This is a genomic window from Rhodococcus parequi (assembly GCF_046042785.1).
Taxonomy (GTDB): domain Bacteria; phylum Actinomycetota; class Actinomycetes; order Mycobacteriales; family Mycobacteriaceae; genus Prescottella; species Prescottella parequi.
On sequence record NZ_JBDLNV010000008.1, the window covers coordinates 256,680 to 280,700 of the forward strand.

Annotated in this window: 22 protein-coding genes; 13 read left to right on the plus strand and 9 right to left on the minus strand. The window is 68.7% G+C overall.

Annotated features, from left to right (window positions below; genetic code table 11):
• Positions 1-23: 23 nt before the first annotated feature.
• Positions 24-899, minus strand: coding sequence for a DUF5666 domain-containing protein (locus ABEU20_RS22155; RefSeq protein ID WP_420166519.1), 876 nt, complete (start codon positions 897-899; stop codon positions 24-26).
• Between the two features lie 125 nt (positions 900-1,024).
• Positions 1,025-1,408 (minus strand): RNA-binding S4 domain-containing protein, encoded by a 384-nt coding sequence (locus ABEU20_RS22160; RefSeq protein WP_420166520.1) that lies wholly within the window; start codon positions 1,406-1,408, stop codon positions 1,025-1,027.
• A 264-nt stretch (positions 1,409-1,672) separates the two neighbouring features.
• Here ABEU20_RS22160 and ABEU20_RS22165 point away from each other — a divergent pair, with 264 nt between their 5' ends.
• Positions 1,673-3,298 (plus strand): flavin-containing monooxygenase, encoded by a 1,626-nt coding sequence (locus tag ABEU20_RS22165; RefSeq protein WP_420166521.1) that lies wholly within the window; start codon positions 1,673-1,675, stop codon positions 3,296-3,298.
• Between the two features lie 107 nt (positions 3,299-3,405).
• On the plus strand, positions 3,406-5,076 hold the full coding sequence (locus tag ABEU20_RS22170) for a thiamine pyrophosphate-binding protein (protein WP_420166522.1): 1,671 nt from the start codon (positions 3,406-3,408) through the stop codon (positions 5,074-5,076).
• Between the two features lie 26 nt (positions 5,077-5,102).
• On the opposite strand, the gene ABEU20_RS22175 is transcribed toward ABEU20_RS22170, so the two are convergent.
• Positions 5,103-5,501, minus strand: a complete 399-nt coding sequence (locus tag ABEU20_RS22175) for a DUF1801 domain-containing protein (protein ID WP_420166523.1) — start codon at positions 5,499-5,501, stop codon at positions 5,103-5,105.
• A 100-nt stretch (positions 5,502-5,601) separates the two neighbouring features.
• Entirely contained in the window at positions 5,602-5,745 is a 144-nt protein-coding gene (locus ABEU20_RS22180) for a hypothetical protein (RefSeq protein WP_005517726.1), read from the minus strand.
• Positions 5,746-5,894: 149 nt separating this feature from the next.
• On the opposite strand from ABEU20_RS22180, the gene ABEU20_RS22185 reads away from it, so the two are divergent.
• A complete protein-coding gene (locus ABEU20_RS22185) occupies positions 5,895-6,839 on the plus strand; it encodes an alpha/beta fold hydrolase (RefSeq protein WP_420166524.1) in 945 nt (314 codons plus the stop codon).
• 65 nt (positions 6,840-6,904) lie between these two features.
• Here the strand turns inward: ABEU20_RS22185 and clpB are convergent, their stop codons facing one another.
• Positions 6,905-9,457 (minus strand): ATP-dependent chaperone ClpB, encoded by a 2,553-nt coding sequence (gene clpB / locus ABEU20_RS22190; protein ID WP_420166525.1) that lies wholly within the window; start codon positions 9,455-9,457, stop codon positions 6,905-6,907.
• A gap of 244 nt (positions 9,458-9,701) precedes the next feature.
• Here clpB and ABEU20_RS22195 point away from each other — a divergent pair, with 244 nt between their 5' ends.
• From ABEU20_RS22195 to ABEU20_RS22220, 6 genes are all read left to right on the plus strand, one after another.
• Entirely contained in the window at positions 9,702-10,865 is a 1,164-nt protein-coding gene (locus ABEU20_RS22195; RefSeq protein ID WP_420166526.1) for an FAD-binding oxidoreductase, read from the plus strand.
• 199 nt (positions 10,866-11,064) lie between these two features.
• On the plus strand, positions 11,065-12,282 hold the full coding sequence (locus ABEU20_RS22200) for an ABC transporter substrate-binding protein (RefSeq protein WP_420166527.1): 1,218 nt from the start codon (positions 11,065-11,067) through the stop codon (positions 12,280-12,282).
• A gap of 14 nt (positions 12,283-12,296) precedes the next feature.
• The gene (locus ABEU20_RS22205) at positions 12,297-12,800 is read left to right on the plus strand and encodes a nuclear transport factor 2 family protein (protein ID WP_420166528.1); all 504 of its coding nucleotides are present in this window, start codon (positions 12,297-12,299) and stop codon (positions 12,798-12,800) included.
• A 61-nt stretch (positions 12,801-12,861) separates the two neighbouring features.
• On the plus strand, positions 12,862-13,716 hold the full coding sequence (locus tag ABEU20_RS22210; RefSeq protein WP_420166529.1) for an NmrA/HSCARG family protein: 855 nt from the start codon (positions 12,862-12,864) through the stop codon (positions 13,714-13,716).
• A gap of 79 nt (positions 13,717-13,795) precedes the next feature.
• Complete coding sequence (locus ABEU20_RS22215; protein ID WP_420166530.1) at positions 13,796-14,173, plus strand: hypothetical protein; 378 nt, start codon at positions 13,796-13,798, stop codon at positions 14,171-14,173.
• 43 nt (positions 14,174-14,216) lie between these two features.
• Complete coding sequence (locus ABEU20_RS22220) at positions 14,217-14,975, plus strand: FAD-binding oxidoreductase (protein ID WP_420166531.1); 759 nt, start codon at positions 14,217-14,219, stop codon at positions 14,973-14,975.
• A gap of 25 nt (positions 14,976-15,000) precedes the next feature.
• Here ABEU20_RS22220 and ABEU20_RS22225 read toward each other — a convergent pair whose 3' ends face one another.
• From ABEU20_RS22225 to ABEU20_RS22240, 4 genes are all read right to left on the minus strand, one after another.
• The gene (locus tag ABEU20_RS22225) at positions 15,001-16,578 is read right to left on the minus strand and encodes an AMP-binding protein (RefSeq protein ID WP_420166532.1); all 1,578 of its coding nucleotides are present in this window, start codon (positions 16,576-16,578) and stop codon (positions 15,001-15,003) included.
• Between the two features lie 325 nt (positions 16,579-16,903).
• On the minus strand, positions 16,904-17,728 hold the full coding sequence (locus tag ABEU20_RS22230; RefSeq protein WP_420166533.1) for an SDR family NAD(P)-dependent oxidoreductase: 825 nt from the start codon (positions 17,726-17,728) through the stop codon (positions 16,904-16,906).
• 10 nt (positions 17,729-17,738) lie between these two features.
• Positions 17,739-18,572: a mycofactocin-coupled SDR family oxidoreductase gene (locus ABEU20_RS22235; RefSeq protein ID WP_420166534.1), complete on the minus strand. Its 834-nt coding sequence runs from the start codon at positions 18,570-18,572 to the stop codon at positions 17,739-17,741.
• Positions 18,572-19,381, minus strand: coding sequence for a mycofactocin-coupled SDR family oxidoreductase (locus ABEU20_RS22240; protein WP_420166535.1), 810 nt, complete (start codon positions 19,379-19,381; stop codon positions 18,572-18,574). Before ABEU20_RS22240 ends, ABEU20_RS22235 begins: the two co-directional genes overlap by 1 nt.
• Before the next feature lie 256 nt (positions 19,382-19,637).
• Between ABEU20_RS22240 and ABEU20_RS22245 the strand changes: the two genes are divergently transcribed.
• The 4 genes from ABEU20_RS22245 to ABEU20_RS22260 all read left to right on the plus strand — a co-directional run bounded on the left by ABEU20_RS22245 (position 19,638) and on the right by ABEU20_RS22260 (position 23,991).
• Positions 19,638-20,804 (plus strand): Rieske 2Fe-2S domain-containing protein, encoded by a 1,167-nt coding sequence (locus ABEU20_RS22245; protein WP_420166536.1) that lies wholly within the window; start codon positions 19,638-19,640, stop codon positions 20,802-20,804.
• 40 nt (positions 20,805-20,844) lie between these two features.
• Positions 20,845-22,026: an acyl-CoA dehydrogenase family protein gene (locus ABEU20_RS22250; protein ID WP_420166537.1), complete on the plus strand. Its 1,182-nt coding sequence runs from the start codon at positions 20,845-20,847 to the stop codon at positions 22,024-22,026.
• 42 nt (positions 22,027-22,068) lie between these two features.
• A complete protein-coding gene (gene bphC / locus ABEU20_RS22255; protein WP_420166538.1) occupies positions 22,069-23,001 on the plus strand; it encodes a biphenyl-2,3-diol 1,2-dioxygenase in 933 nt (310 codons plus the stop codon).
• A gap of 198 nt (positions 23,002-23,199) precedes the next feature.
• Positions 23,200-23,991, plus strand: coding sequence for an IclR family transcriptional regulator (locus tag ABEU20_RS22260; protein ID WP_420166539.1), 792 nt, complete (start codon positions 23,200-23,202; stop codon positions 23,989-23,991).
• The last annotated feature ends 30 nt before the right edge of the window (positions 23,992-24,021 follow it).

A 24,021-nucleotide genomic window follows, 5' to 3' on the forward strand; every position in this document is an offset into this window, starting at 1 on the left:
TTCCGGGCATCCGGTGCCGCGCGTCAGTTTCCGAACTCGGGGAGCGTCGTGCCGATGATCAGCTTGGCGGTGAGGGTGCCGTCCTTCACCTTGTCGCCCTGCACCAGCACCGACTCGCCGGGCTTCAGCTCGGCGATGCTGTTCGCGGTCAACGAGATCAGCGAGGTGTCCGGCGTGGTCTTCACGGTGATCGTGGTTCCGCCGAGCCCGTCGAGGGTGAGCGTGCCGCCGTCGTTGGCGGTGATGGTGCCCATCGCCGTGCCGGCCTTGCCGATGACGTCGCCGATGCCGCCGGGCAGGTTCTCGAACGGCGACGTGGTGTCGGGCTCCGGCGTCGGAGCCGGTGCCCCGGCGCGCGGGGGCACCGCGGGCGCCGACGTGCGCGGCGACAGGGCGGACGCCGGATCGGACTCGTCAGACTTCCCGCTCAGCATCAGCCCCACGATCAGCCCGAGGGCCAGGAGCACGACGCCGGCACCGGCGGCGGCCCACAGCCCCACCTTGCGGCCGGACTTCCCACCGGGCCCGTTCTCGAGCGGCGGGACCTCACCGGTGGGCGGCTGTCCGGGCGGCGGGTAACCGCCCGGCGGATAGCCGCCGGCGCCGTAGTAGGTCGGATACGCCTGCGTCGCGTTCGGCGGCACGGCCTGCGGGTCGTAGCGCGGATCGTAGGTCGGGTACGCCTGCGTCGGTTCGGGCGCCTGCGTGCCGTAGGCCTGGTACGGATCGGCCGTGTAGTACTGCTCCGTCGGCTGGTCCGGGGCCGGCGTGCCGACCGGTCCCATCTGCTGTGTCGGGCCGTCGGACGGGCGAGCCCACTGGACGGTCTCGTCCGACCCCTGCTCGGCAGGGTCGTACGCGCGTTCCTGTGGGGTGCGCGGATCGTCGGGGTTCGTCATGGTGGGCCTTCTCCCGTTCCGTCGGTGGATCCGACAGGTCGATGCGACTGCTTCCAGCCGACACCACAGCGTAGAGCCGAATTCTGAGATCCGTCTGAACCGTCGCCGCCGGTATGCGCGCGGGGTTACTGCCCCAGAAACTTCTCCATGTCGCGGCGCTCACGCTTGGTCGGACGGCCGGCACCGCGGTCACGCCGCGGAATCGACGCGATCACTTCGGGCGAGGGCGGCGGCGGGCTGTTGTCCTGCAGGCATTCGGCGGCAACCGGCGGGCCGACCCGCTTGGCGACCGGCCGGACCACCACGACGATCCGCTCGCGGCCGGCAATCCGGACCCGCACCTCGTCACCCGGCTTGACCTGGACGGACGCCTTCGCGGCGGCGCCGTTCACCCGGACATGCCCGGATCGGCACGCCGACGCGGACTGCGACCGCGTCTTGAACAGCCGCACAGCCCACATCCAGCTGTCGAGGCGCGCGCTCGTCGGATCGGGAGTCGGGGTTGGCACGCCGCCCAGGCTACCGAGTGCGTCGGGGGCTCGAATCGTCCCTCGTGGTGGGAGCCTCCCCCCGCGCCCGCGAAGCCACATAAACCCTGCAAGAGGGCGGTTTCGTCGGCTGCCGAAAGTCCCTGTCGCAGGGAAACCGTCCGCTGGGCGGGACGGTCCGCTGTCACGTGGTTCACACCGCCATAGCGTGAATTCATCGCAAGAACCGTGAGGTCTGGTCCGATTCGGGGCCGGCGCAGCTCACGCTCGTGGAAGGACATATTCGTGAACGGACAGGATTCGGCACCCGAGAACGCCGCCGAGTACGACGTCGTCGTGGTCGGCGCCGGTGTCGCAGGACTCTACGCGGTGCACCGGTTCCGCCGGCAGGGCCTCACGGTCCGCGCCTTCGAGGCCGCCTCCGGGGTCGGTGGCGTCTGGTACTGGAACCGCTACCCCGGCGCCCGCTGCGACGTCGAGTCCGTCGACTACTCGTACTCGTTCTCCCCCGAACTCGAGCAGGAGTGGGACTGGAGCGAGAAGTACGCCACCCAGCCGGAGATCCTCGCCTACCTCGAGCACGTCGCGGACCGCTTCGACCTGCGCCGTGACATCCAGTTCGACACCCGCGTCACGTCCGCGACCCTCGACGAGGACTCCCTGCGCTGGACCGTGCGCACCGACCGCGGCGACGTCGTCTCGGCCCGCTTCTTCGTCGTCGCCGCCGGACCGCTGTCGAACGCCAACACCCCCGACTTCGACGGCCTCGACACCTTCACCGGCGATGTCTTCCACACCGCGTATTGGCCCCACGAGGGCGTCGATTTCACCGGCAAGCGCGTCGCGGTGATCGGCACCGGCTCCTCCGGTATCCAGTCGATCCCGCACATCGCCGAGCAGGCCGACCAGCTGTTCGTGTTCCAGCGGTCCGCGAACTACAGCGTCCCCGCCGGCAACGCCCCGCTCGACGACGCCACCCGCGCCGAGCAGAAGGCGGGCTACGCCGAACGCCGCCGCCTGTCGTGGGAGTCCGGCGGCGGCTCCCCGCACCGCGCGCATCCCAAGCTGACGCTCGAGGCATCCGAGGAGGAACGCCGCGCCGCCTACGAGGAGCGCTGGAAGCTCGGTGGCGTCCTGTACTCCAAGACGTTCGCCGACCAGCTCACCGACCAGGCCGCGAACGACACCGCCCGCGAGTTCTGGGAGGAGAAGATCCGCGCCGTCATCGACGATCCCGCGATCGCCGAACTGCTCATCCCCAACGATCACGCGATCGGCGCCAAGCGCATCGTCACCGACAGCGGCTACTACGAGACCTACAACCGCGACAACGTCCACCTCGTCAACCTCAAGGCCGCACCGATCGTCGGCATGGACGCCACCGGCATCAACACCACCGATGCCCACTACGACGTCGACGCGATCGTCCTCGCCACCGGGTTCGACGCCATGACCGGCTCACTCGACAAGCTCGAGATCGTCGGCCGGGACGGCCTGGCGCTGAAGGACAAGTGGGCCGCCGGCCCCGAGACCTATCTCGGACTCGGCATCGACGGCTTCCCCAACTTCTTCAACCTCACCGGACCCGGCAGCCCGTCGGTGCTCGCAAACATGGTGCTGCACTCCGAACTTCACGTCGACTGGGTCGCCGACGCCATCGCCTACCTCGACGACCGCGGCGCCACAGCGATCGAGGGCACCCCCGAAGCGGTCGCCGACTGGGTCGAGGAATGCCGTAACCGCGCCGAGGCATCGCTGCTGAACACCGCGAACTCCTGGTACCTCGGCGCCAACATCCCCGGCCGCCCGCGGGTGTTCATGCCGTTCCTCGGCGGCTTCGCCGGCTACCGCCAGATCATCACCGAGGTCGCCGATTCCGGCTACAAGGGCTTCGCGATCATCGAGAGCTGACACCTCGCACGGTCACGTACCCCGGCGGTCACACCGCCGGGGTACCGCTCGAACATCGCACTACGCCGCAGGATTCGATGTCGTCACCGTGAAAGGAACGAGCGAACATGACGGACAGCGTCCTCCCCGAATCGGTCGTCGGCAACGGCGGAACGGCAGTGGCCCTGGCCCTCGAGGCGCTCGGCGTCGACTGCGTGTTCGCGATACCGAGCGCGCACAATCTGGCGATCCTGAAGGCGATCCACCAGCGTGCCAGGATCCGTGTCGTCGGCTGCCGGCACGAGCAGGGTGTCGCACACGCGGCGGACGGATACGCCCGGACGACGGGTCGGCTCGCGGTGGCCATCGTGAGCACCGGTCCCGGAACGGCCAACGCGATGGGCGGCATGTACGAGGCCCATCACGCGTCGTCGCCGGTCATGCTGATCACCAGCCAGGTGGAATCCCGCTACCTCGGTCGCGGTTTCGGCTATGTGCACGAGGCCGACAACCAGGCTGCGATGCTGCGGTCGGTGTGCGGTGATGTCAGGACGATCGAGCGGGCCGACGAGATCGCCGAGACGGTCGTGCAGTCGGGCCGGACGGCAGTGCGCGGCAGGCCTCGGCCGGTGGCCGTCGAGATTCCCACGGACCTGCAGGAACAGGAGGGGCTCGAGATTCCCGTCGCCGCGCTGCACTCGGAAGCGGCCCGTCCGACACCGCGGACACGACCGACCCGGGAATCCGTCGACCGTGCCGCCGAACTGCTCTCGTCCGCACGGCGTCCGCTGATCTGGGCCGGTGGGGGCGTCATCCGGTCGGGTGCCGAAACCGCGCTGCGTCGGTTCGCAGAGAAGTGGGACGCGCCGATCCTGACCAGTCGCGAGGGCCGCGGGTCCGTGCCCGAGGACGGTGAACGCGCGCTGGGCGCGGTCGCCACCACCGCGGAGATGCGAGGGTTCGTCTCCCGGTGCGACGTACTCCTCGCGGTGGGCACACGGTTCCAGCAGTACCCGACCGGCGAGTGGACGGTGCCGTTCCCCACCCGCATGGTTCACCTGGACGTGGACCCCTCCGTGATCGGCCGCGGCTATCCACCCGAGGTCGCCGTGATCGGTGACGCCGAGGTCGGGCTCGAGATGCTGACCAAGGCGCTCTCCGAGCGTGCCGTGGGCGAGGTCGCCGCGCGCACCGCCCATCTCGAACTCGGTCGCGCAGCAGCGTCATCCGTGCGAGCGGAGCAGCGCACCAAGGCCGGTCGCGATCAGACCGCGATCTGCGAGTCGATCAACCGCAGGCGTCCACGCGGCGGCGTCGTGGTCCGGGACGCGACCGTTCCCGCGTACGTGTGGGGTGAGAGTCTCCTGGAGATCCGGGAACCACGCACATCGATCCGCTCCACTGCTGCCGGGATAGGTCCGGGGCTGCCGCTGGCGATCGGGGCGGCTCTCGCGTCCGGCACGCACGCGATCGTCCTGCAGGGTGACGGCGGATTCATGCTCAGCGTGGGGGAACTCGCCACCGCGGTCCAGGCGAACGCCCCCGTCGTGATCTGTCTCTTCAACGATGCCGGCTACCAGATGCTCCGCAACATCGAGGCCCGGATCGGCGACGGAGAGCTGCACGACGTCGAACTCGCGACGCCCGACTTCACCAGGCTCGCCGAGTCGTTCGGTGCCCGTTCGGCACATGTCACCTCCGCAGCCCAGTTCGACGCCGCACTGGCTGAGGCCCTGACGGTGCCGGGGCCGACGCTCATCGAGATCGACATGGCGTCACTCGAACCCATGCGTCCGTGAAGGTGCACCCGCGCGGGCGGATGCACTCACTTCGACAGGTTCAGCTCCACCGCGGCGCGCACGAGCGCGGTGAAGGCAGCCGCGTCGATCTCGTCGTCCTCGTGGAAGTCGACGGCGCGCCTCGTGTTTCCGTCGAGGCTGGAGTTGAACACGCCCGAGGGGTCGTCCAACGCCGCACCCTTGGCGAACGTGACCTTGACGATCTTCTTGTACGTCTCACCGGTGCAGATCATTCCGGCGTGCGACCACGTCGGGACCCCGCGCCACTTCCATTCCTCGACCACCTCGGGATCGGCCTGCTTGACCAACTCCCGAATCCTGGCGAGCTTCTCGCCCCGCCAGTCACCGAGTTCGTCGATGCGCTGATCGATCAGATCGGATGGTGCCGGTCCGCCGTTGCCGTTCTTCGCACTGCTCGTAGCCATGTCGCGGTCGCTCTCTTCGAGTTGGTAGTCGAGCCCCGATCGAGTCGAGTATCGACGAAGAACTCGTGGAGCGCACCACGAATCGGGTCGTTCGACCCGGTCAGAAGGGATGCCCCGTGATGAGACCGAGAAGCTGGAGCGGCATCGCCAGGAACATCGAGCCGACGTAGAGCGGATACCGGATCGGGTCACCCGCGAGGTACCCCTCCGCGAGCCAGGACGTGATGTCTGCAGCCGAACCCATTGTTGCCACCCCTTCGTAGTCGATTTCCCCCTGTCTGTCGGTGATGCGGCCCCGGACGTTTCAGTCCAGGCATTCCACGTTACGGGCGGTACCGCTCGTGCTAGGTTCCCCCGAGCGGTCGGGACGCCACACCGAGACAGGGAGCTCACGTGCGAAAGTTGTTCGCGGGACTTGCAATAGCAGCTTCGACCCTACTCCTGGCGGCGGGTACTGCGCAGGCCGCGCCGACCCCACCGCTCGCGGTGCCCGACGGCTTCTTCTCCGGCATCCCGCCGGAACTGTTCAATCCTGCGGGCTCGCTGCCCGGCTCCAACGACTTCTCGTGCAAGCCCACCGCCGAGCATCCCGAGCCGGTGATCCTGGTGCACGGCACCGGCGGTGGACAGCAGACCAACTGGGGCAAGTACGCGCCGCTGCTCGCCAACGAGGGCTACTGCGTGTTCGCCCTGACCTACGGCGGGGTCCCCGGGATGCCGTGGCCGGTGAGCGCGATCGGCGGAATGCTGCCGATGGAGCAGAGCGCGCAGCAGTTCGGACAGTTCGTCGACCGAGTGCTCGCGGCGACCGGGGCGTCGAAGGTGAATGTCGTCGGGCACTCGCAGGGCACACTGATGCCGAGCTACTACCTCAAGTTCCTGGGCGGCGCCGACAAGGTCGACAAGTACGTCTCCCTCGCGCCCCTGTGGAAGGGCATCGACGCCCTCGGCGTCTCGCAGCTGGCCCCGACCGTCAAGCGCATGGGACTCGAGCAGGCCCAGGCGGACACCCTCGGAAAGCTGTGCGGGGCCTGCTTCCAGATGGCGGCCGGCACCGACTTCATGGACAAGATGAACGAGGGCGGCCCGTACGTGCCGCAGGTGACGTACACGAACATCATGACCCGCTACGACGAAGCCGTCGTGCCGTACACGGCGGGTTTCGTGGAGGCGCCGAACGCCACCAACATCGTCGTGCAGGACGGCTGCGCGCTCGATTACGCCGAGCACGCGGGCATCGCCGCCGACCCGATCGCCGCCACGCACGTGCTCAACGCGCTGGACCCGGCGAATCCGCGTCCGGTGCCGTGCTTCTTCGTTCCGCCGTTCACGGGCTGAGCCATTCGGCCCGTGCGCCTTTTCGGTAGTACCCCCTACCGGAAAGGCGCACGGGCACGAAGTGCCTACCCGAGCACCAGGTGATCGCCGTCCTCGGAGACCGTCACCGGCACGGTGTCGCCGTCGCGGACGGTGCCCGCGAGCAGCAGCTTGGCCAGCTGGTCGCCGATCGCCTGCTGGATGAGCCGACGCAGCGGACGGGCGCCGTACAGCGGGTCGTAGCCGCGCACAGCGAGCCACAGCCGCGCCCCGTCGGACACCTCCAGCGTGAGCCGCCGCGCCGCGAGACGGGTGGCCAGCTGGGCGAGCTGGATGTCGACGATCGATTCGAGCTGCTCCTCCGAGAGCGGATCGAAGACGACGACGTCGTCGAGCCGGTTCACGAACTCCGGCTTGAACGCCGACCGCACCGCGGCCATCACCTGGTCGCGGTCACCGCCCGCGCCCAGGTTGGAGGTGAGGATCAGGATGGTGTTCCGGAAGTCGACCGTGCGGCCCTGGCCGTCGGTGAGCCGGCCGTCGTCGAGCACCTGCAGCAGGATGTCGAACACGTCCGGATGCGCCTTCTCGACCTCGTCGAACAGCACCACGCTGTACGGGCGCCGGCGCACCGCCTCGGTGAGCTGGCCGCCCGACTCGTAGCCGACGTAGCCGGGAGGGGCGCCGACGAGCCGTGCCACCGAGTGCTTCTCGCTGTACTCGGACATGTCGATGCGCACCATCGCGCGTTCGTCGTCGAACAGGAAGTCCGCGAGTCCCTTCGCGAGCTCGGTCTTGCCGACACCGGTCGGGCCGAGGAACAGGAAGGATCCGGTGGGCCGGTTCGGGTCGGCGACACCGGCCCGGGCGCGCCGGACCGCGTCCGAGACCGCCTGCACGGCTTCGGTCTGCCCGACGACCCGCTTGGCGAGCTCGGTCTCCATCCGCAGCAGCTTGGCGGTCTCGCCCTCCATCATGCGGCCGGCCGGGATGCCGGTCCATGCGGCGACGACGTCCGCGACATCGTCCGGACCGACCTCCTCCTTGAGCATGACGGCCCCGTCCGAGGCGCCGTCCGACACCGCAGCGGCGGCCTCGAGTTGCTTCTCCAGCTCGGGGATCCGGCCGTAGCGCAGCTCGGCGACCTTGCCGAGGTCGCCGTCGCGTTCGGCGCGCTCCTCCTCGCCGCGCAGCGCCTCGAGCTGCTCCTTGACCCCGCGTACCGAGTCGATGGCGTTCTTCTCGTTCTGCCACCGGGCGGTGAGCTGGCGCAGCTTCTCGCGGTCGTCGGCCAGCTCCTCGCGGAGCTTGACCAAACGATCCTTCGACGCGGCGTCGGTCTCCTTCGCGAGCGCCATCTCCTCGATCTCGAGCCGACGGACGGTCCGCTCCACCTCGTCGATCTCGACGGGACGCGAGTCGATCTCCATGCGCAGCCGCGACGCGGCCTCGTCGACGAGGTCGATCGCCTTGTCCGGCAGGAAGCGCGAGGTGATGTAGCGGTCGGACAGGGTCGCGGCCGCGACGAGCGCGGAGTCGGTGATGCGCACGCCGTGGTGCACCTCGTACCGCTCCTTGAGCCCGCGCAGGATGCCGACGGTGTCCTCGACGGACGGCTCGCCGACCAGCACCTGCTGGAAGCGACGCTCGAGCGCGGCGTCCTTCTCGATGTACTTGCGGTACTCCTCGAGTGTCGTCGCACCGACCAGCCGCAGCTCACCGCGGGCGAGCATCGGCTTGATCATGTTGCCGGCGTCCATCGCCGACTCGCCGGTCGCGCCGGCGCCGACGATGGTGTGCAGCTCGTCGATGAACGTGATGACCTGGCCGGCCGAGTTCTTGATGTCGTCGAGCACGGCCTTGAGGCGTTCCTCGAACTCGCCGCGGTACTTGGCGCCGGCCACCATCGACCCGAGGTCGAGCGAGATGACGGTCTTGCCGCGCAACGACTCCGGTACGTCACCGGCGACGATGCGCTGCGCGAGCCCCTCGACGATCGCGGTCTTGCCGACACCGGGCTCACCGATGAGCACCGGGTTGTTCTTGGTGCGCCGGCTCAGCACCTGCACGACGCGGCGAATCTCGGTGTCGCGGCCGATGACCGGATCGAGCTTGCCCTCGCGGGCCCGCGCGGTGAGGTCGGTCGAGTACTTCTCGAGCGCCTGGTAGGTGCCCTCGGGGTCGGGGCTGGTGACGCGCGCGCTGCCGCGGACGGCGGTGAACGCGTCCCGCAGCGCCTCCGGGGTGGCGCCGTGCCCGACGAGGAGCTTGGCGATGTCGGAGTCCTCGGACGCGAGCCCCACCATGACGTGTTCGGTGGAGACGTACTCGTCGTCGAGTTCGGTGGCGAGGTGCTGCGCCGCGGTGATCGCGGCGAGCGCCTCCCGGCCGAGCTGCGGCTGGGTGGTGGCGCCGGTGGCGCGCGGCAGCCGGTCGACGATGACCTGCGCCTCGCGCCGCACCACCGTCGGATCGACCCCGACGGCCTTGAGCAGCGGCGCGGCGATGCCGTCGGTCTGATCGAGCAGCGCCACCAGCAGGTGTGCGGGCCGGATGTCCGGATTGCCCGCCGCGGACGCCGACTGCAGCGCAGCCGTCAGCGCGGCCTGGGTCTTGGTGGTGGGAGAGAACGAGTCCACTGGTCACCTTCCTTGCGACGAACGAACGTAAGCATTGTGCCGTGACGGACGGATCCGCGCGGCTGTCGTTCTCCTCAACGAACGAAACCTTGAGTCTGTTCCACTCAACTTCCAGATTCTCGAAGAGATTTCCCCCACGGTCGGCAAGGTCAGCGGCGGGCCTCCTCCCGGAGCGGTGCACACTGGTAGGCGGTGCCGGTCGGTTTCCCACGCCCGGGCCACGGAACACGCGAGGGAGGACGACGTGGACACGGCCGAGATCGGGCTCATCCGCTCACTTTTCACTACCGTCACCGCGTCCCCCGATCACCGCGACCGCTTCGCCCGCACCTTCTACACGCAGTTCTTCGGGCGACTGCCCCAGTGCCGGTCGCTGTTCCCGGCCGGCATGGACGCGCAGCGCGCCAAGCTGGTCTCGGCGGTCGAGTTCATCGTGCGCGGCCTCGACGACACCGACCGGCTGCTGCCGTTCCTCGCCCAGCTCGGCCGCGACCACCGCAAGTACGGCGTGGAGCGCGAGCACTACGCCGCGGCGGGCAACGCCCTGCTGGACGCGGTCCGCGACGTCGACTCCGACGAGCCGTGGAGCCCGGCGAGCGACGCCGCGTGGCGGGAACTGATCGCGCTGATCACCACGACGATGTCCGACGCCGCGGACGCCGACGACTTCCCCGCGCTGTGGGGGGCGACGGTCGTGAGCCACGAGCGGGTGCTGCGCGATCTGGCGATCATCCGGCTCGAGTGCGACTCTCCGATCCCGTACGCGGCCGGCCAGTACGTGAGCGTGCAGATTCCACAGCGGCCGCAGATGTGGCGCTACCTCTCGCCCGCCATCCCGACGAACCCGTTCGGCCAGATCGAGTTCCACGTGCGACGCGTGTCGGGTGGGTGGGTGAGCCCGGCGATGGTGAACGAGACCGCGGTGGGTGACCGCTGGCAGCTCAGCTCCCCGTTGGGTGGACTGCGGGTGGACCTGCAGAGCGACAAGGACGTGCTGATGATCGCGGGCGGGACCGGCCTGGCCCCGCTGCGCGCCCAGGTGATGGACATGGCGCACCGCGGGATCAATCCGCGCGTCCACCTGTTCGTCGGCGGCGCCTACCCGTGCGACCTGTACGACATCGAGACGCTCTGGCACCTGTCGCTGAGCAACCCGTGGCTCACCGTCGTCCCCGTCACGGAGGAGGACGAGAATCCTTGGTGGCACCCGTATCCCAGTCCCGAACCGCCCGCCGGCCTGCACCAGCGGTTACGTGGGCCGATGGGCGCGGTCGTGAGCCGCTTCGGGTCGTGGGCCGATCGTCAGGTGCAGATCTGCGGTTCGCCGTCGATGGTCAAGACCACCGCGTACGCGTTGCAGCGGGCGGGCACTCCCGTCGAGGCGATCTCGTACGATCCGCTGCGCTGAAACGGCCCGCCCAGCGGGAGCACCTGTGGAGTATCCACCCGTACAGGACTAGTGGAGCCGAAACTTATTGGTGCACACTTTTATTCGACACGCCCCCGGGTCGGTCGAAATCGTTGACGTAACCCACGTCACAGCCCTAGTGTCGGCGCATCCAAGCAATCGCTTGCCATCCGTCGTGTCTCCACTGGAGGAAACTGGCATGAAGATTCGGCACTCAGGGATCGTGGCGGCAGTCGCCGTGTCCGCGTTGGCCCTCGCGGGCTGTTCGGGTTCGGCGTCCGGCGACGAGGCGTCCGACAGCGGGCCGTTCCGGGTCCTCGTCACCGGCGCGATCAGCGGTCAGGGCTCGTTGGCCGCCAATGCCCAGACCTCGATCCTCGCGACCAAGGCCGGCGTCGAGCAGGTCAACAAGGACGGCGGAATCGGCGGACGCCAAGTGGAACTCACCGTCACCGACGACGGTGGCGACGCCACCAAGGCCGTCTCGAACCTGCGGGACGCGATCAACTCCGGCAAGAAGCCGGACCTGTACCTCAACTCCGGTCCGTCGACGGTGTCGGCCGCGACGCTCCCGATCCTGAAGCAGAACAAGATCCTCTCGTTCAACGTCGGCCCCACCAACGACTCCTCGGATCCGGCACAGTTCCCGCTCAACTTCGACCTGTCCCCGTCGCCGACGGAGTATGCGGTGTCCATCAGCCGGTACGCGAAGAGCAAGAACTACCAGCAGGTGGGCGTCATCCACGGCAGCAGCGCGTACGGCGAGGCGTTCGGCAAGTCCATGGACGACGCGCTGTCCGCCGAGGGCGTCAGCAGGTCCGGCTCCGAGGAGTACGACGTGGCCGCCCTCGACATGACCGCACAATTGCAGGCGCTGAAGAACAAGGGCACGCAGGCACTCGTCATCGACGCCTACGGTGCGCCGCTGGGTTACCTGCTCTCGAGCCTCGAGCGCCTGGACTGGAACATCCCGCTGATCGGCAACACGTCCGTCTCCGGCACACCGCTGATCGCGAAGCCGGCCCCCGAGGGCGCCCTGGGCACCCGCGCCGCGTCCAACCTCGTCATGCAGGTATTCCCCAGCACCGTCTACGACGCCGCCGACACCGCCGTCAACACGATGGTCGACGCCATGGCCTCGATGGGTTCGATTCCGTCGACGCTGATCCTGGCCGACAACTACGACCCGTTCGGCCTGGTCGCCGCCGCCGCGGAGAAGGTCGGATCGACCACGGACGCCGAGGAACTCGCGAAGGCACTCGAGAACCAGGAGGTCCTCGACAACGCGAAGACCGCCTTCCTGCCGCGCTACCACTACTCGGCGGAATCGCACGCACCCAACCTCGCCGACGACGGCTACCGGTTCGTGCCGCCGAGCAAGCTGGTCAACGGCCAGTACGGCAACCCGGCCGCCTGAGCGAGGGCAGGAACATGACGACGACGACATCACCGCTGCACGCGCCGCGCTCCCGGCCCGGCGGCTCGGTCGAGGACCGTCTCGCAGCGGTCGAGGACACCCTCGCCATCCTGCAATTGGAGGGCGCCTACTCGCCGGCGTGGGATTCCGGCGACGCCGACGCGTGGGCGGCCCTGTTCACCGAGGACGGCGTGTTCGAACTGGTCGAGGTGGGCGGCGTTCCGGGCACGGCCATCCGGGGCCGGGACGCCCTGCACCGCTTCTGCGTCGACTTCACCACCGCGACGTCCGGCATCCACCTCCTCAACACGCCCTCGATCGTGCTGGATGGCGACGAGGCCACGGCCCGAGTGCATTTCGAGTTCCGCTCGGGTGCTTCGAACGACACCGAGACGCGCCATGCACACGTGGCGGGGCACTACACGGTGCGGTATCGGCGCACACCGGACGGATGGCGGATGGCGCATCGACAGGAGGTAGCGGTGCGGCGCGGCCGCAGCTGGTTCCACTCGTACTGACCCCCGCCCGGCGGTAGGCTCGCGTCGGAAGCACCCCGTGTCCTCGACCGGAGGAGATCCGATGTCCGACCACCCGATCCTGGTTCTCGCTGCCACCGGCGGGCAGGGCCGCGCGGTGAGCACCGCACTGCTCGAGCGGGGCGCTCCGCTGCGCGCGCTGGTTCGAAATCCCGCCTCGCCGGGCGCCCGGGCGCTCGCCGAGCGTGGCGCCGAGGTCGTCACCGGATCGCTCGACGACGCAGACTCGCTGACGGCCGCGATGCAGGACGTCGCGGCCGTCTTCGCGATGACGACGCCGTTCGAGTCCGGGGTGGATGCCGAGATCGAGCAGGGGCACACGATCATCACGGCCGCCGAACGGGCGCGGGTGCCGCACCTCGTGTTCAGTTCGGTCGCGGGCGCGAACCAGGACAGCGGCGTCCCGCATTTCGAGAGCAAGAGGGTGATCGAGGCGGAACTGGAGTCCAGCGCTCTGCCGCACACAATTCTCGGGCCCACCTACTTCTACGACAACGCGCTCGGCGGCATCGACCGGATCCGCACCGACGGCGTGCTCGACCTGCCGCTTCCGCCGGACCGCCCACTGCAGCAACTCGATCGCCGCGACCTGGGTGCCTTCGCCGCGCACGTCCTGCTCTCCCCCGACCACGTCGTCGGACGCCGCATCGAACTGGCGAGCGACGCACCCACTCCCGAATCCATGGCCGCCGCCCTCACCCACGCGATCGGCTCGCCGATCCGGTACGAGCAGGTGCCCCTGGGCTCGATCGAAAGCCCCGACATGCACGCGATGTGGTGGTTCCTCAACGGACCCGGCTACCAGGTCGACCTGGCCGGCTTGCACGCGGAGTTTCCCGACGTGGGCTGGACGTCGTTCGCGAACTGGGCGGCCCGCACGTTCGAGACGGCGACCTGACGGCGTGCACGACATCCCACCCATGCGGCCGGTCGACCACGGTCACACCGACACTCCCCCGCCCCGACGGGGCTGGGTCGTGGGGGTCTGGTTCGTCGCAATCGTGTCCGCGGGCGTCGCACTGATCGTCGCCCCACCGTCCACCGGCCTCGCCGTCGTCAGCGCCCTGGTGACGTGCGTCGGCGGAGGGCTCGCTGCGGCGGCGACTGCCCGCACACTGCGGGAGAACCGCGGACAGCGGCTGCCGTGGTTGGGTCGGCCCCCGGTCCATCCCCGTCGATGGGACCTGCTGTCGGGTAGCGGAGCACCCATGATGGCGTTCGGCGCGGGTGTCTTCGGCCGCACCGTGGGAAGCCCCACCACGGCCGTGGTGTTGCCGATCGCCGTCGTAGCGGCAATCACAGGCGTCCTGTGCGCCGCCCAGTTGCGGCACAACCGCCGCGTCGTCACCCCATGACCTGACATCCACACGGTTCCACCGAACCGGGGACAATATCGGCATGCAGCAGGATTCCTGGACCGCGACGGTCGTCGAGCATCACCGCCTCCGCAACGATCTGGCGGTCGTGCGCCTCATCGGCGAACCCGTCCCGTTTCGCGCCGGACAGTACGTCGACGTCACCGTGCCGCAGCATCCGCGGCTGCCGCGGCGGCTGTCTCCCGCCCTGCCCCCGTCGCTCGACGGCAAGCTCGAGTTCCACGTCCGCACCGTGCCCGGCGGCTGGGTGAGCCGCAGCATCGTCGAGGACACGCAGCCGGGTGATCAGTGGCAGATCTCCTCGCCGCGAGGCGATCTCGTGATCGACGAGGACGGGCCGGCGGTGGTGGTGATGGTCGCGGGCGGAACGGGCCTGGCCCCGCTGCGCGCGCTGATCCTGGACCTGGTGCAGGTCGAGAATCCGCCGCAGGTGTACCTGTTCGTCGGCGGCCGTACCGCCACCGATCTGTACGCGTCGGACATGCTGTGGGTTCTCACGCAGCAACTGCCGTGGCTCACCACGGTGCCCATCGTCGAGGACGTCACCGATCCGGGCGGCCCCGACGAGTGGTACGACCGCATCGTCGCCGAGGTGGGGCCGGTCAACTTCCACGAGGACGATCTGCTCGAGGGCACCCTGGCCGACGTCGTCGCCGATCACGGCGCCTTCGTCGACCACCAGGTGCTGGTGTGCGGCTCGCCCGCGATGGTGCAGGCCACCCGGGAGCGCCTGATCGCTACCGGGACTCCCGCCGAGGCCATCCGCGCCGACCCGTTCTGACGGATCGGCGCGGACGGCATTCGGATCACACCGAACGCGCGGCACCCTCCCAGAACTGCGCGCGCAGGGCCTTCTTGTCGAGCTTGCCGAGCGGGGTCAGCGGCAACGCGTCGACGAAGTCGACCGACTTGGGAGCGTGCACCGATCCCTTCGCCGACCGGACGCGTTCGACGAGTTCGGCCGTCTCGACGGTCTGACCGTCACGCAGCACGACGCACGCCTTGACGGCCTCGCCCCACTTCTCGTCGGGCACACCGACGACCGCGACGGACGCCACCGCGGGGTGCCCGGAGATGACGTCCTCGATCTCGCGCGGGAACACGTTGAAACCGCCGGTGACGATCATGTCCTTCTTGCGGTCGACGATGTACAGGAAGCCGTCCTTGTCGGCGCGGGCGATGTCGCCGGTGTGCAGCCAGCCGCCGCGCAACGCCTCGGCCGTCTCCTGCGGCTTCTTCCAGTACTCCTTCATCACCAGCGGCCCGCGCACGCAGATCTCGCCGAGTTCGCCCTGTGCCACTTCGTTCAGGTCGTCGTCGAGCAGGCGGACGTCGAGCCACGGCACGGGGCGGCCGCACGACGCGAGTCGCTCGACGTTCTCCGGGTCGTGCTCCTCCTTGCGCATGACGGTGATCGTCATGCCGCACTCACTCTGGCCGAAGTACTGGAAGAAGATCGGGCCGAGCTTCGCGATGCCCTCCTGCAGGCGGGACGGCGACATCGCGGCCGCACCGTAGAACAGCGTCTGCAGACTGGACACGTCGCGGGTCTGCAGGTCCGGGTGGTCCAGCAGCATGTAGATCATGGTGGGAACCAACATGGTCGAGGTGATCTTGTACTTCTCGATCGCCTCGAGCACGGCGCCCGGCTCGAACGCCGGCAGCACCACCAACGAGCCACCGCGCATGAGCGTCGGCACGAAGAACGCCATGCCCGCGTGGGACAGCGGAGTACACGCGAGGAATCGCATCTCGTCCGGGAACTGCCACTCCGCCATCTGGATCTGCGGCAGCGTCACGCCGGAGCGGAACGTGTTGACGACGCCCTTCGGCTTTCCGGTGGTGCCGCCGGTGTAGACCATGCTCGACGGGTCGTCACCGTCCACGGCCGCGGCGACCAGGCGCTGCGGCGCGAACGTCTTCGCCAGTTCGAGGATGTCGACGCCCACCTCGGACGGGCCGAGGGAGAACAGATTCTTCAGCGACGGCACCGCCGCCTTCAGTTCCGCGGCGCGACCCTCGAACGCGGTCGGATCGAAGATGAGCGTCTCGATCTCGGCATCGCCCAGGATGTAGCTGTGGTCGTCGAGCGAGCCCATCGGCGCGAGCGCGGTGTTGCGGCAGCCGAGGATCATCTGCGAGCCGACGCTGATGAGAACCTCAGGCCGGTTCTTCGACAGCATCGCGACGGTGGAACCCTTGCCGACGCCCAGCGATTCGAGAGCCTGACCGAAACTGCTGATCTGATCCCGCATCTGACCGCCGGTGAGCACGACGTCGCCCAGGTAGAGCGCCGGCCGGTCGGCGTTGCGCTCGAGCGCGGTGATCAGCAGGTCAGCCAGGAAACGCGGGCGGTGGAGAAGGTCGTCGAACTCGTCGGTCATGTGTGTTCCTTCTGCGTGCACGGAAGCGACGGCAGCACTGCGCGCGCCCGTCGCGCCGGGTCGGCCGGTGTGGCCCGGGTCACCGACACGATAACCGGATTTCCGCAGAACTGGAACCTGTTACACCCGCCCGCCCACCCTCACTCCTGCCTCCCTTGCCCCCGCCTCGCCCTCTCCCCGCCCCTCCCCCTCGCGTTTTGCGCACTTATCGCGCCCCCACGGCGCGCAAACTCGCGATAAGTGCGCAAAACGCGGGGAGAGGAAGGGGCGGGGGCGGGGAGAGGAAGGGGGGCGGGGAGGAAGGGGCGTGGGGGGAGGGTGTCGCTCAGTTCCGCCCGTCGAACAACGCGTCGGGGCGCAGCTTCTCGCCGAGAACCCGTGCCCGCTTGGACGCGAGACGCTCGAACGCCTCGGGGTGCGTGAGGATCCAGAAGTCGTCGCGGGCGATGCCGTCGAACAGCAGTTTGGCGGCCTCGTCCGGGGTCATGCCCTCCCGGATCTGGTCGCGCCAGAATCCGGCGTCGTCGGCGGTCTGCTCGTGCACGGGTGCGTCCTCGAAGATGCGGGTCGCTACCTGACCGGGACTGAACACCGACACCGCGATCTGCGGGAACGCCTCCGCGCATTCGAGATACACGCTCTCGGTGAGCGCCTGCACGCCGTGCTTGGACGCCGCGTACGCGGTCATCCGCGGGGTGATCGCGATGCCGCCCACCGAGCACGTGTTGACGATGTGCGACGGCCGCGGGTCGGCGCCCATCCGCGGCACGAACGACCGGAGGCCGTGGAACACCCCGAGCAGATTGACGTCGATCACCCGGCGCCACTCGTCGGCGGGCACCTCCCACGTGAAACCGAGCGATTCGAGCCCGGCGTTGTTGAGCAGCACCGTCACCTCGCCGTATTCGGCGTAGGCGGCCTCGGCGAGCGCATCGACAGCGGCGGCATCGCGCACGTCGGTCGGCACCGCGAGCACGGCGGCGCCGCCCGCCCGCAGCTCCGCGGCGACCGCACCCAATCGCTCCGCGGCGACGTCGGCGAGCACCACGTTCATGCCGAGCGACGCCGCGTACCGCGCGGCGCCCTCCCCGATCCCGCTGCCGGCACCGGTCACGACCGCGGTGCGGCCTCGCAGATCCTCGAGCCTCACAGGTCTCCTCCTACTTCACGCAGTGGCCCGCATCGACCGGCAGCGTGACGCCGGTGATGTAGCGGGACTCGTCGGATGCGAGGAACAGGCTCGCGTTGGCGATGTCCTCGGGTTCGATCATCGCGACCGGCAGCAGGTGCATCGACTGCGTTCCCGCCTCGAACTGTTCCTGGGTCGGCTCGTCGACGCCCGGGCAGAAGGTCCGCATCGTGGACTCGTTCTGGATCATCGTGGTCCGGGTGTTCGCGGGATGGATGGTGTTGACCCGCACGCTGTGCGGCGCAAGCTCGTTCGCGAGCGACTTCATCAAGCCGACGACGCCGTGCTTGGCGGCGGTGTAGTGCCCGACGCTCACCAGTCCGCGCAGGCCCGCGATGGAGCTGATCAGCACGATCGAGCCGCCGCGATCACCGTCGACGATGTGCGGGATACCGGCCTTGCACGTGCGCCACACGCCGGTGAGGTTGACGTCGAGCATGGTCTGCCAGCGCTCGGCGCCCATCTCGACGGCGGGTCCCGCAGAGCTGATGCCGGCGGTCGCACAGATCACGTCGAGCCGGCCGAGCGCCTCGACGCCGGCATCGACCGCGGCGGAGAGCGCCTGCTGGTCACGGACGTCTGCCTCGAAGGCGCAGATCTTGCGGCCGAGCGACTCGACCTGCCGCACGGTCTCGACGAGATCCTCCGGCGACGCGCCGGGGGTGGTCGAATGTTCGACGGGCGCGCACACGTCGACCGCGATGATGTCGGCGCCCTCCTGCGCGAACCGCACCGCCTGGGCGCGGCCCATGCCCCGCGCGGCGCCGGTGATCAGCGCGACCTTGCCTTCGAGACGTCCGCTCATCACGCCACCTTCTGGGTCTGACCGGCGTCGACGACCATCTGCAGGCCTGTGACGTACCGGGATTCGTCCGATGCCAGGAACAGCACCGCGTTGCTCACGTCGATCGACTCCACCCACGGCACCGGCAGCAGCATCCGCTGCGAGAGCACCTCCGCGACGTCGGCCTCGGTCGGGTTCTCGAGGTCCGGGCGCAGGCGGGCGAACGTCGTCGGGTTGATGGTCATCGGGGTCGCGACGGCGCCGGGATGGATCGTGTTGACCCGGATCGACCGCTTGCCGAGTTCGTTCGCGAGCGTCTTGGACAGCCCGGTGATCGCGTGCTTGGCCGCCGAATAGTGCGACGCCCCGGGCACGGCCTTGATCGCGGCCGTGGAGCTGACGATGACCACCGATCCGCCGTCCGGATTCAGTTCGGCGACACCGGCCTTGACGGTGTGCCACGTGCCGGTGATGTTGACGTCGATCGACCGGTTCCAGACGTCGTCGTCGATGGTCCACGACGGGCCGGGGTTGTCGCAGATGCCGGCGTTGGCGACGATGGTGTCGAGTGGGCCCAGCTCGCGCACGCCGGACTGCACGGCAGCGGTGAGCGCGTCGAAGTCGCGGATGTCGGCGGTGCCGGTCGCCGCGCGGCGTCCCAGGTCCCGCACGAGGCGGGCGGTCTCGGCCAGGTCGGCCTCCGACTGCTCCCCGGGCAGGTCGATCGCGAGGATGTCGGCGCCCTCCTCCGCGAGGCGGACCGCGTGCGTGCGACCCATTCCCTTGCCTGCGCCCGTGATGAGCACGACCTTGCCGGCCATTCGTGTCATGGTCAGTCCTTTCGCCCTTCGCGACGCTAACCAGCGTGGCGGAGGCGACGGCAGAGTTCGTCCCGCGTGGTGGGAGGCGTCGCCGAATCCGGCACGATCGAACCAGGCGTGCATCGTGAGCACCGCTCCGACCTGCCCCTATACCACGACCCGTGGGGTGTTCCACCCAGCGGGAGAACCCCTTCCCGTGCGACACGCCGCAGAGTTCTATGAGGCGCATCACAGGACGGTGACCCCTCACTGCACGGAGGAACACATGGCATTCGATGCTGCCCCCACCAACGAGACCGAAGAAATCCGCGAGATCGTGGCCGCTGCGGCGCCCACCCGCTTCGCGCGCGGATGGCACTGCATCGGTCTCATCCGGGACTTCAAGGACGGCAAGCCGCACTCGATCGAGGCGTTCGGCACCAAGCTTGTCGTGTTCGCCGACAGCAAGGGCGAACTCAACGTCCTCGACGCGTACTGCCGCCACATGGGCGGTGACCTGAGCCAGGGCGAGATCAAGGGCGACACCATTGCGTGTCCGTTCCACGATTGGCGCTGGAACGGCAAGGGCAAATGCACCGACATTCCCTACGCCCGGCGCGTCCCCCCGGTCGCCAAGACCCGCGCGTGGACCACGCTCGAGCGCAACGGCCAGCTCTACATCTGGAACGACCCGCAGGGCAACCCCCCGCCGGCCGAGGTCACCATCCCCGAGATCGCGGGCTACGGCTCCGACGAGTGGACCGACTGGAGCTGGAAGACCCTGCGTATCAAGGGTTCGCACTGCCGCGAGATCGTCGACAACGTCGTGGACATGGCGCACTTCTTCTACATCCACTACTCGTTCCCGCGGTACTTCAAGAACGTCTTCGAGGGCCACACCGCCACGCAGTACATGAATTCGACCGGCCGCGAGGACATCATCTCCGGCACCAACTACGACGACCCGAACGCCGAGCTGCGTTCGGAGGCCACGTACTTCGGCCCGTCGTACATGATCGACTGGCTCGAGTCGGACGCCAACGGCCAGACCATCGAGACGGTCCTCATCAACTGCCACTACCCGGTCAGCAACAACGAGTTCGTGCTGCAGTACGGCGCGATCGTGAAGAAGCTGCCGGGCCTGTCGGAAGAGGAATCGACCGGCATGGCCGCGCAGTTCGCGGAGGGCGTCGAGATGGGCTTCGAGCAGGACGTCGAGATCTGGAAGAACAAGGCGCCGATCGACAACCCGCTGCTGTCGGAGGAGGACGGCCCGGTCTACCAGCTGCGCCGCTGGTACCAGCAGTTCTACGTCGATGTCGAGGACATCACGGAGGACATGACCAAGCGCTTCGAGTTCGAGATCGACACCACCCGGGCGGTCGCGAGCTGGGAGCAGGAAGTCGCCGAGAACATGGCCAAGCAGGCCCCGAACTCGCCGGCGAACTCCTAGTTTCCGGTTCGCGGACCACACCCACCAGAAGGAAATCCAGATGAGTTACGAAGTCCTGTCCAGCATCGAGGCCGCCGCCGACGACATCTTCGTCGAGGGCGTCGAGGCCGAGCGGATCGGCAAGGTCGCCGACGCGACCGCCAAGCGCATGAAGGAAGCCGGCTCGATCCGGATGCTCCAGCCCAAGGAGCACGGCGGCCTCGAGGTCCACCCGCGCGAGTTCGCGGAGACCGTCATGCGCATGGCCTCGCTGAACCCGTCCGCGGGCTGGGTCCACGGCATCGTCGGCGTGCACCCGTGGCAGCTGGCCTTCGCCGATCCCAAGGTCCAGCAGGAGGTCTGGGGCGAGGATCAGGACACGTGGCTCGCGTCGCCGTACATGCCTGGCGGCATGTGCGTGCCGGTCGACGGCGGTTACAAGTTCTCCGGCAAGTGGTCGTTCTCCTCGGGAACGGACCACTGCGACTGGGCTTTCCTCGGCGCGATGGCGTGCAACCCGGACGGCAGCATGGAGATGCCGCCGCGGATGCTGCACGTGATCATCCCGCGCACCGACTACGAGATCATCGAGGACTCGTGGGACGTGGTGGGCCTGCGCGGCACCGGTTCCAAGGACGTCGTGGTCAAGGACGCGTTCGTTCCCGACTACCGCGTCATGGACTGCGACGAGGTCATCGACGGCACCGCGGTCCGCAAGTACGGCCGCACCGAGACGCTGTACCTGATGCCGTGGTCCAACATGTTCCCGCTGGGCATCACGTCGGCCACGATCGGCATCTGCGAGGGCGTCCTGCACCACGCGAACGAGTACCAGCGCGAGCGGATCAACCCGCAGGGCACCGCCGTCAAGGACGATCCGTACACGATGTTCGCGGTCGGTGAGGCCACCGCGAAGCTGCAGTCGGCCCGGGACTCGCTGCTGGCCAACGTCGATCGCATGTGGGACCTGGTGGACGCCGGCAAGACCCCGACGTTCGAACAGCGCGCCCAGGGCCGTGAGACCCAGGTCAACGCAGCCTGGCAGGCCGTCCAGGCCATCGATGCCGTGTACGCCCGCTGTGGCGGCAACGCGCTGCGCATGGACAAGCCGATGCAGCGCTTCTGGCGTGACGCGCACGCCGGCCTGCACCACGCGATCCACGTCCCCGGCACCGTGTACCACGCCGCGACGCTCAGCGGCCTGGGTGTGGACCCGCAGGGTCCGCTCCGCGCGATGATCTGATCCACGGATCCACACCACTCGAATTCACAACGGAGACACAACATGACGAACCCCAATGTCGGCGGCTTCGGCTCCGACATCCGCGCGCTGGGCTACGTGAAGGTCCAGACCAACGACATCGAGCGCTGGCGCACGTTCGCCTTCGACGTGCTCGGCTTCGCGCAGGGCACCGGCCCGGACCCCGACGCCCTCTACCTGCGCGTCGACGAGCGTGCGGCACGCATCGTCGTCGTGCCCGGTGAGACCGACGAGGTCGTCACCGTCGGCTGGGAGGTCCGTGACCACGCCGCCCTGGTCCGGGTCACCGAGGCCGTCGAGCGCGCCGGTATCGCCGTCAAGCCCCTCTCGCTCGAGGAGGCGGACGCCCGCCGCGTCGAGGAGGTCATCACCTTCCAGGATCCGGCCGGCACCACGCTCGAGGTCTTCCACGGTGCGGTCCTCGACCACAGCCCCGTCGTCACCCCGTTCGGTGCCAAGTTCGTCACCGGCGCACAGGGTCTGGGCCACGTGGTGCTGCCGACGATGGATCCGAACGGCACGTTCGACTTCTACACCGACGTGCTCGGCTTCCTGCCGCGCGGCGCGTTCCGGATCCCGGCTCCGCCGGAGTTCGGCCCGCTGCGGGTGCGTTTCCTCGGCGTCAACCAGCGTCACCACAGCCTCGCGCTGTGCCCGGCCCCGCACGGCGGAGCTCCCGGCCTGGTGCACATCATGGTGGAGGTCGACACGCTCGACGCCGTCGGCCAGGCACTGGACCGCGTCATGAAGGACGGCTTCTCGGTGTCCTCGACGCTGGGTCGCCACACCAACGACAAGATGGTGTCCTTCTACGTCCGCGCACCGGGCGGCTGGGACATCGAGTTCGGCACCGACGGACACCTCGTGGACGAGTCGTTCTACACGTCCGAGGAGATCACCGCGGACAGCTACTGGGGCCACGACTGGTCCGGTAGCGAGCCGCTCGCCGCGATGTAGATCCCACTCCACAACTGCACATCGCTCCCGTCAGGGGGAACCCCCGTCCCACAAGGACTGCAGGGTTCCCCCTTTCGGCGTATACCGATCTTGGTGATCCACTTCACAAATCCCGAATCGTGTGTCATTATTTCTAATCGAAACACCCACGTCAGATGGGTCTCGCCGCGATGGTCGACAACAGTGAGGGAGACATCGATGACCGCACACGACTCCGCAGACACAGCTCCGACCGCAATTCTCGAGCGAGTCTCGCTCGTACTGGACACGTTCGACGGCCCCGGCCGGCTCACTCTCGCCCAGGTCGTCAAGCGCACCGGCCTGCCGCGCTCGTCGGCGCACCGGATCCTCGAACGACTCGTCGACATGCGGTGGCTGCGACGCGAGGGCCGTGACTACGAACTGGGCACCCGACTGATGGAGCTCGGCTCGATCGCCGTCCACCAGAACCGCCTGCACACCGCTGCGGCACCGATCCTCCAGGAACTGCACCGCGTCACCGGATACGTCGTGCACCTCGGCGTCCTCGACGGCAGCGACGTGCTCTACCTCGACAAGGTCGGCGGCCGCCTCGCCGCCGAACTGCCGACCCGCGTGGGCAGCCGGTACCCGGCCCGCAACTCCGCGATCGGCAAGGCCCTGCTCGCGTACACGCCGGGCGGCAGCGAGGACCTCCTCGACTTCACGCCCGAACTGCACAAGGTCCGTGAGATGGGCGTCGCGTACGAGGTCAGCCAGATCTCCGGCGGTATCGGCATGATCGCCGTTCCGATCGGCCCCATCGGCGGCGTCACCGCCGCCATCTCGATCTGTGGACCGACCACGCACCTCAAGTTCGACCACCGGCACACCGCCCCGGTTCGGATGGCGGCCGCCTCGATCCTGCAGACCATGACCGGGCGCACCCGCGGCGCCGCACCGATCACGCACCGCAACCGACTGCAGAGCCTGCCCACCGCGGCGCCCCGCACCCGGTTGCAGTACGCCTGAGACGGTTCAGAACGGCCCGAGGGAGGGCAG

Coding starts and splice junctions, on each gene's coding strand:
- ABEU20_RS22155 (WP_420166519.1), bottom strand. CDS start 899: ATGACGAACCCCGACGATCCGCGCACCCCACAGGAACGCGCGTACGAC.
- ABEU20_RS22170 (WP_420166522.1), top strand. CDS start 3,406: ATGACGGACAGCGTCCTCCCCGAATCGGTCGTCGGCAACGGCGGAACG.
- ABEU20_RS22175 (WP_420166523.1), bottom strand. CDS start 5,501: ATGGCTACGAGCAGTGCGAAGAACGGCAACGGCGGACCGGCACCATCC.
- ABEU20_RS22180 (WP_005517726.1), bottom strand. CDS start 5,745: ATGGGTTCGGCTGCAGACATCACGTCCTGGCTCGCGGAGGGGTACCTC.
- ABEU20_RS22200 (WP_420166527.1), top strand. CDS start 11,065: ATGAAGATTCGGCACTCAGGGATCGTGGCGGCAGTCGCCGTGTCCGCG.
- ABEU20_RS22205 (WP_420166528.1), top strand. CDS start 12,297: ATGACGACGACGACATCACCGCTGCACGCGCCGCGCTCCCGGCCCGGC.
- ABEU20_RS22210 (WP_420166529.1), top strand. CDS start 12,862: ATGTCCGACCACCCGATCCTGGTTCTCGCTGCCACCGGCGGGCAGGGC.
- ABEU20_RS22220 (WP_420166531.1), top strand. CDS start 14,217: ATGCAGCAGGATTCCTGGACCGCGACGGTCGTCGAGCATCACCGCCTC.
- ABEU20_RS22225 (WP_420166532.1), bottom strand. CDS start 16,578: ATGACCGACGAGTTCGACGACCTTCTCCACCGCCCGCGTTTCCTGGCT.
- ABEU20_RS22235 (WP_420166534.1), bottom strand. CDS start 18,572: ATGAGCGGACGTCTCGAAGGCAAGGTCGCGCTGATCACCGGCGCCGCG.
- ABEU20_RS22240 (WP_420166535.1), bottom strand. CDS start 19,381: ATGACACGAATGGCCGGCAAGGTCGTGCTCATCACGGGCGCAGGCAAG.
- ABEU20_RS22245 (WP_420166536.1), top strand. CDS start 19,638: ATGGCATTCGATGCTGCCCCCACCAACGAGACCGAAGAAATCCGCGAG.
- ABEU20_RS22250 (WP_420166537.1), top strand. CDS start 20,845: ATGAGTTACGAAGTCCTGTCCAGCATCGAGGCCGCCGCCGACGACATC.
- bphC (WP_420166538.1), top strand. CDS start 22,069: ATGACGAACCCCAATGTCGGCGGCTTCGGCTCCGACATCCGCGCGCTG.
- ABEU20_RS22260 (WP_420166539.1), top strand. CDS start 23,200: ATGACCGCACACGACTCCGCAGACACAGCTCCGACCGCAATTCTCGAG.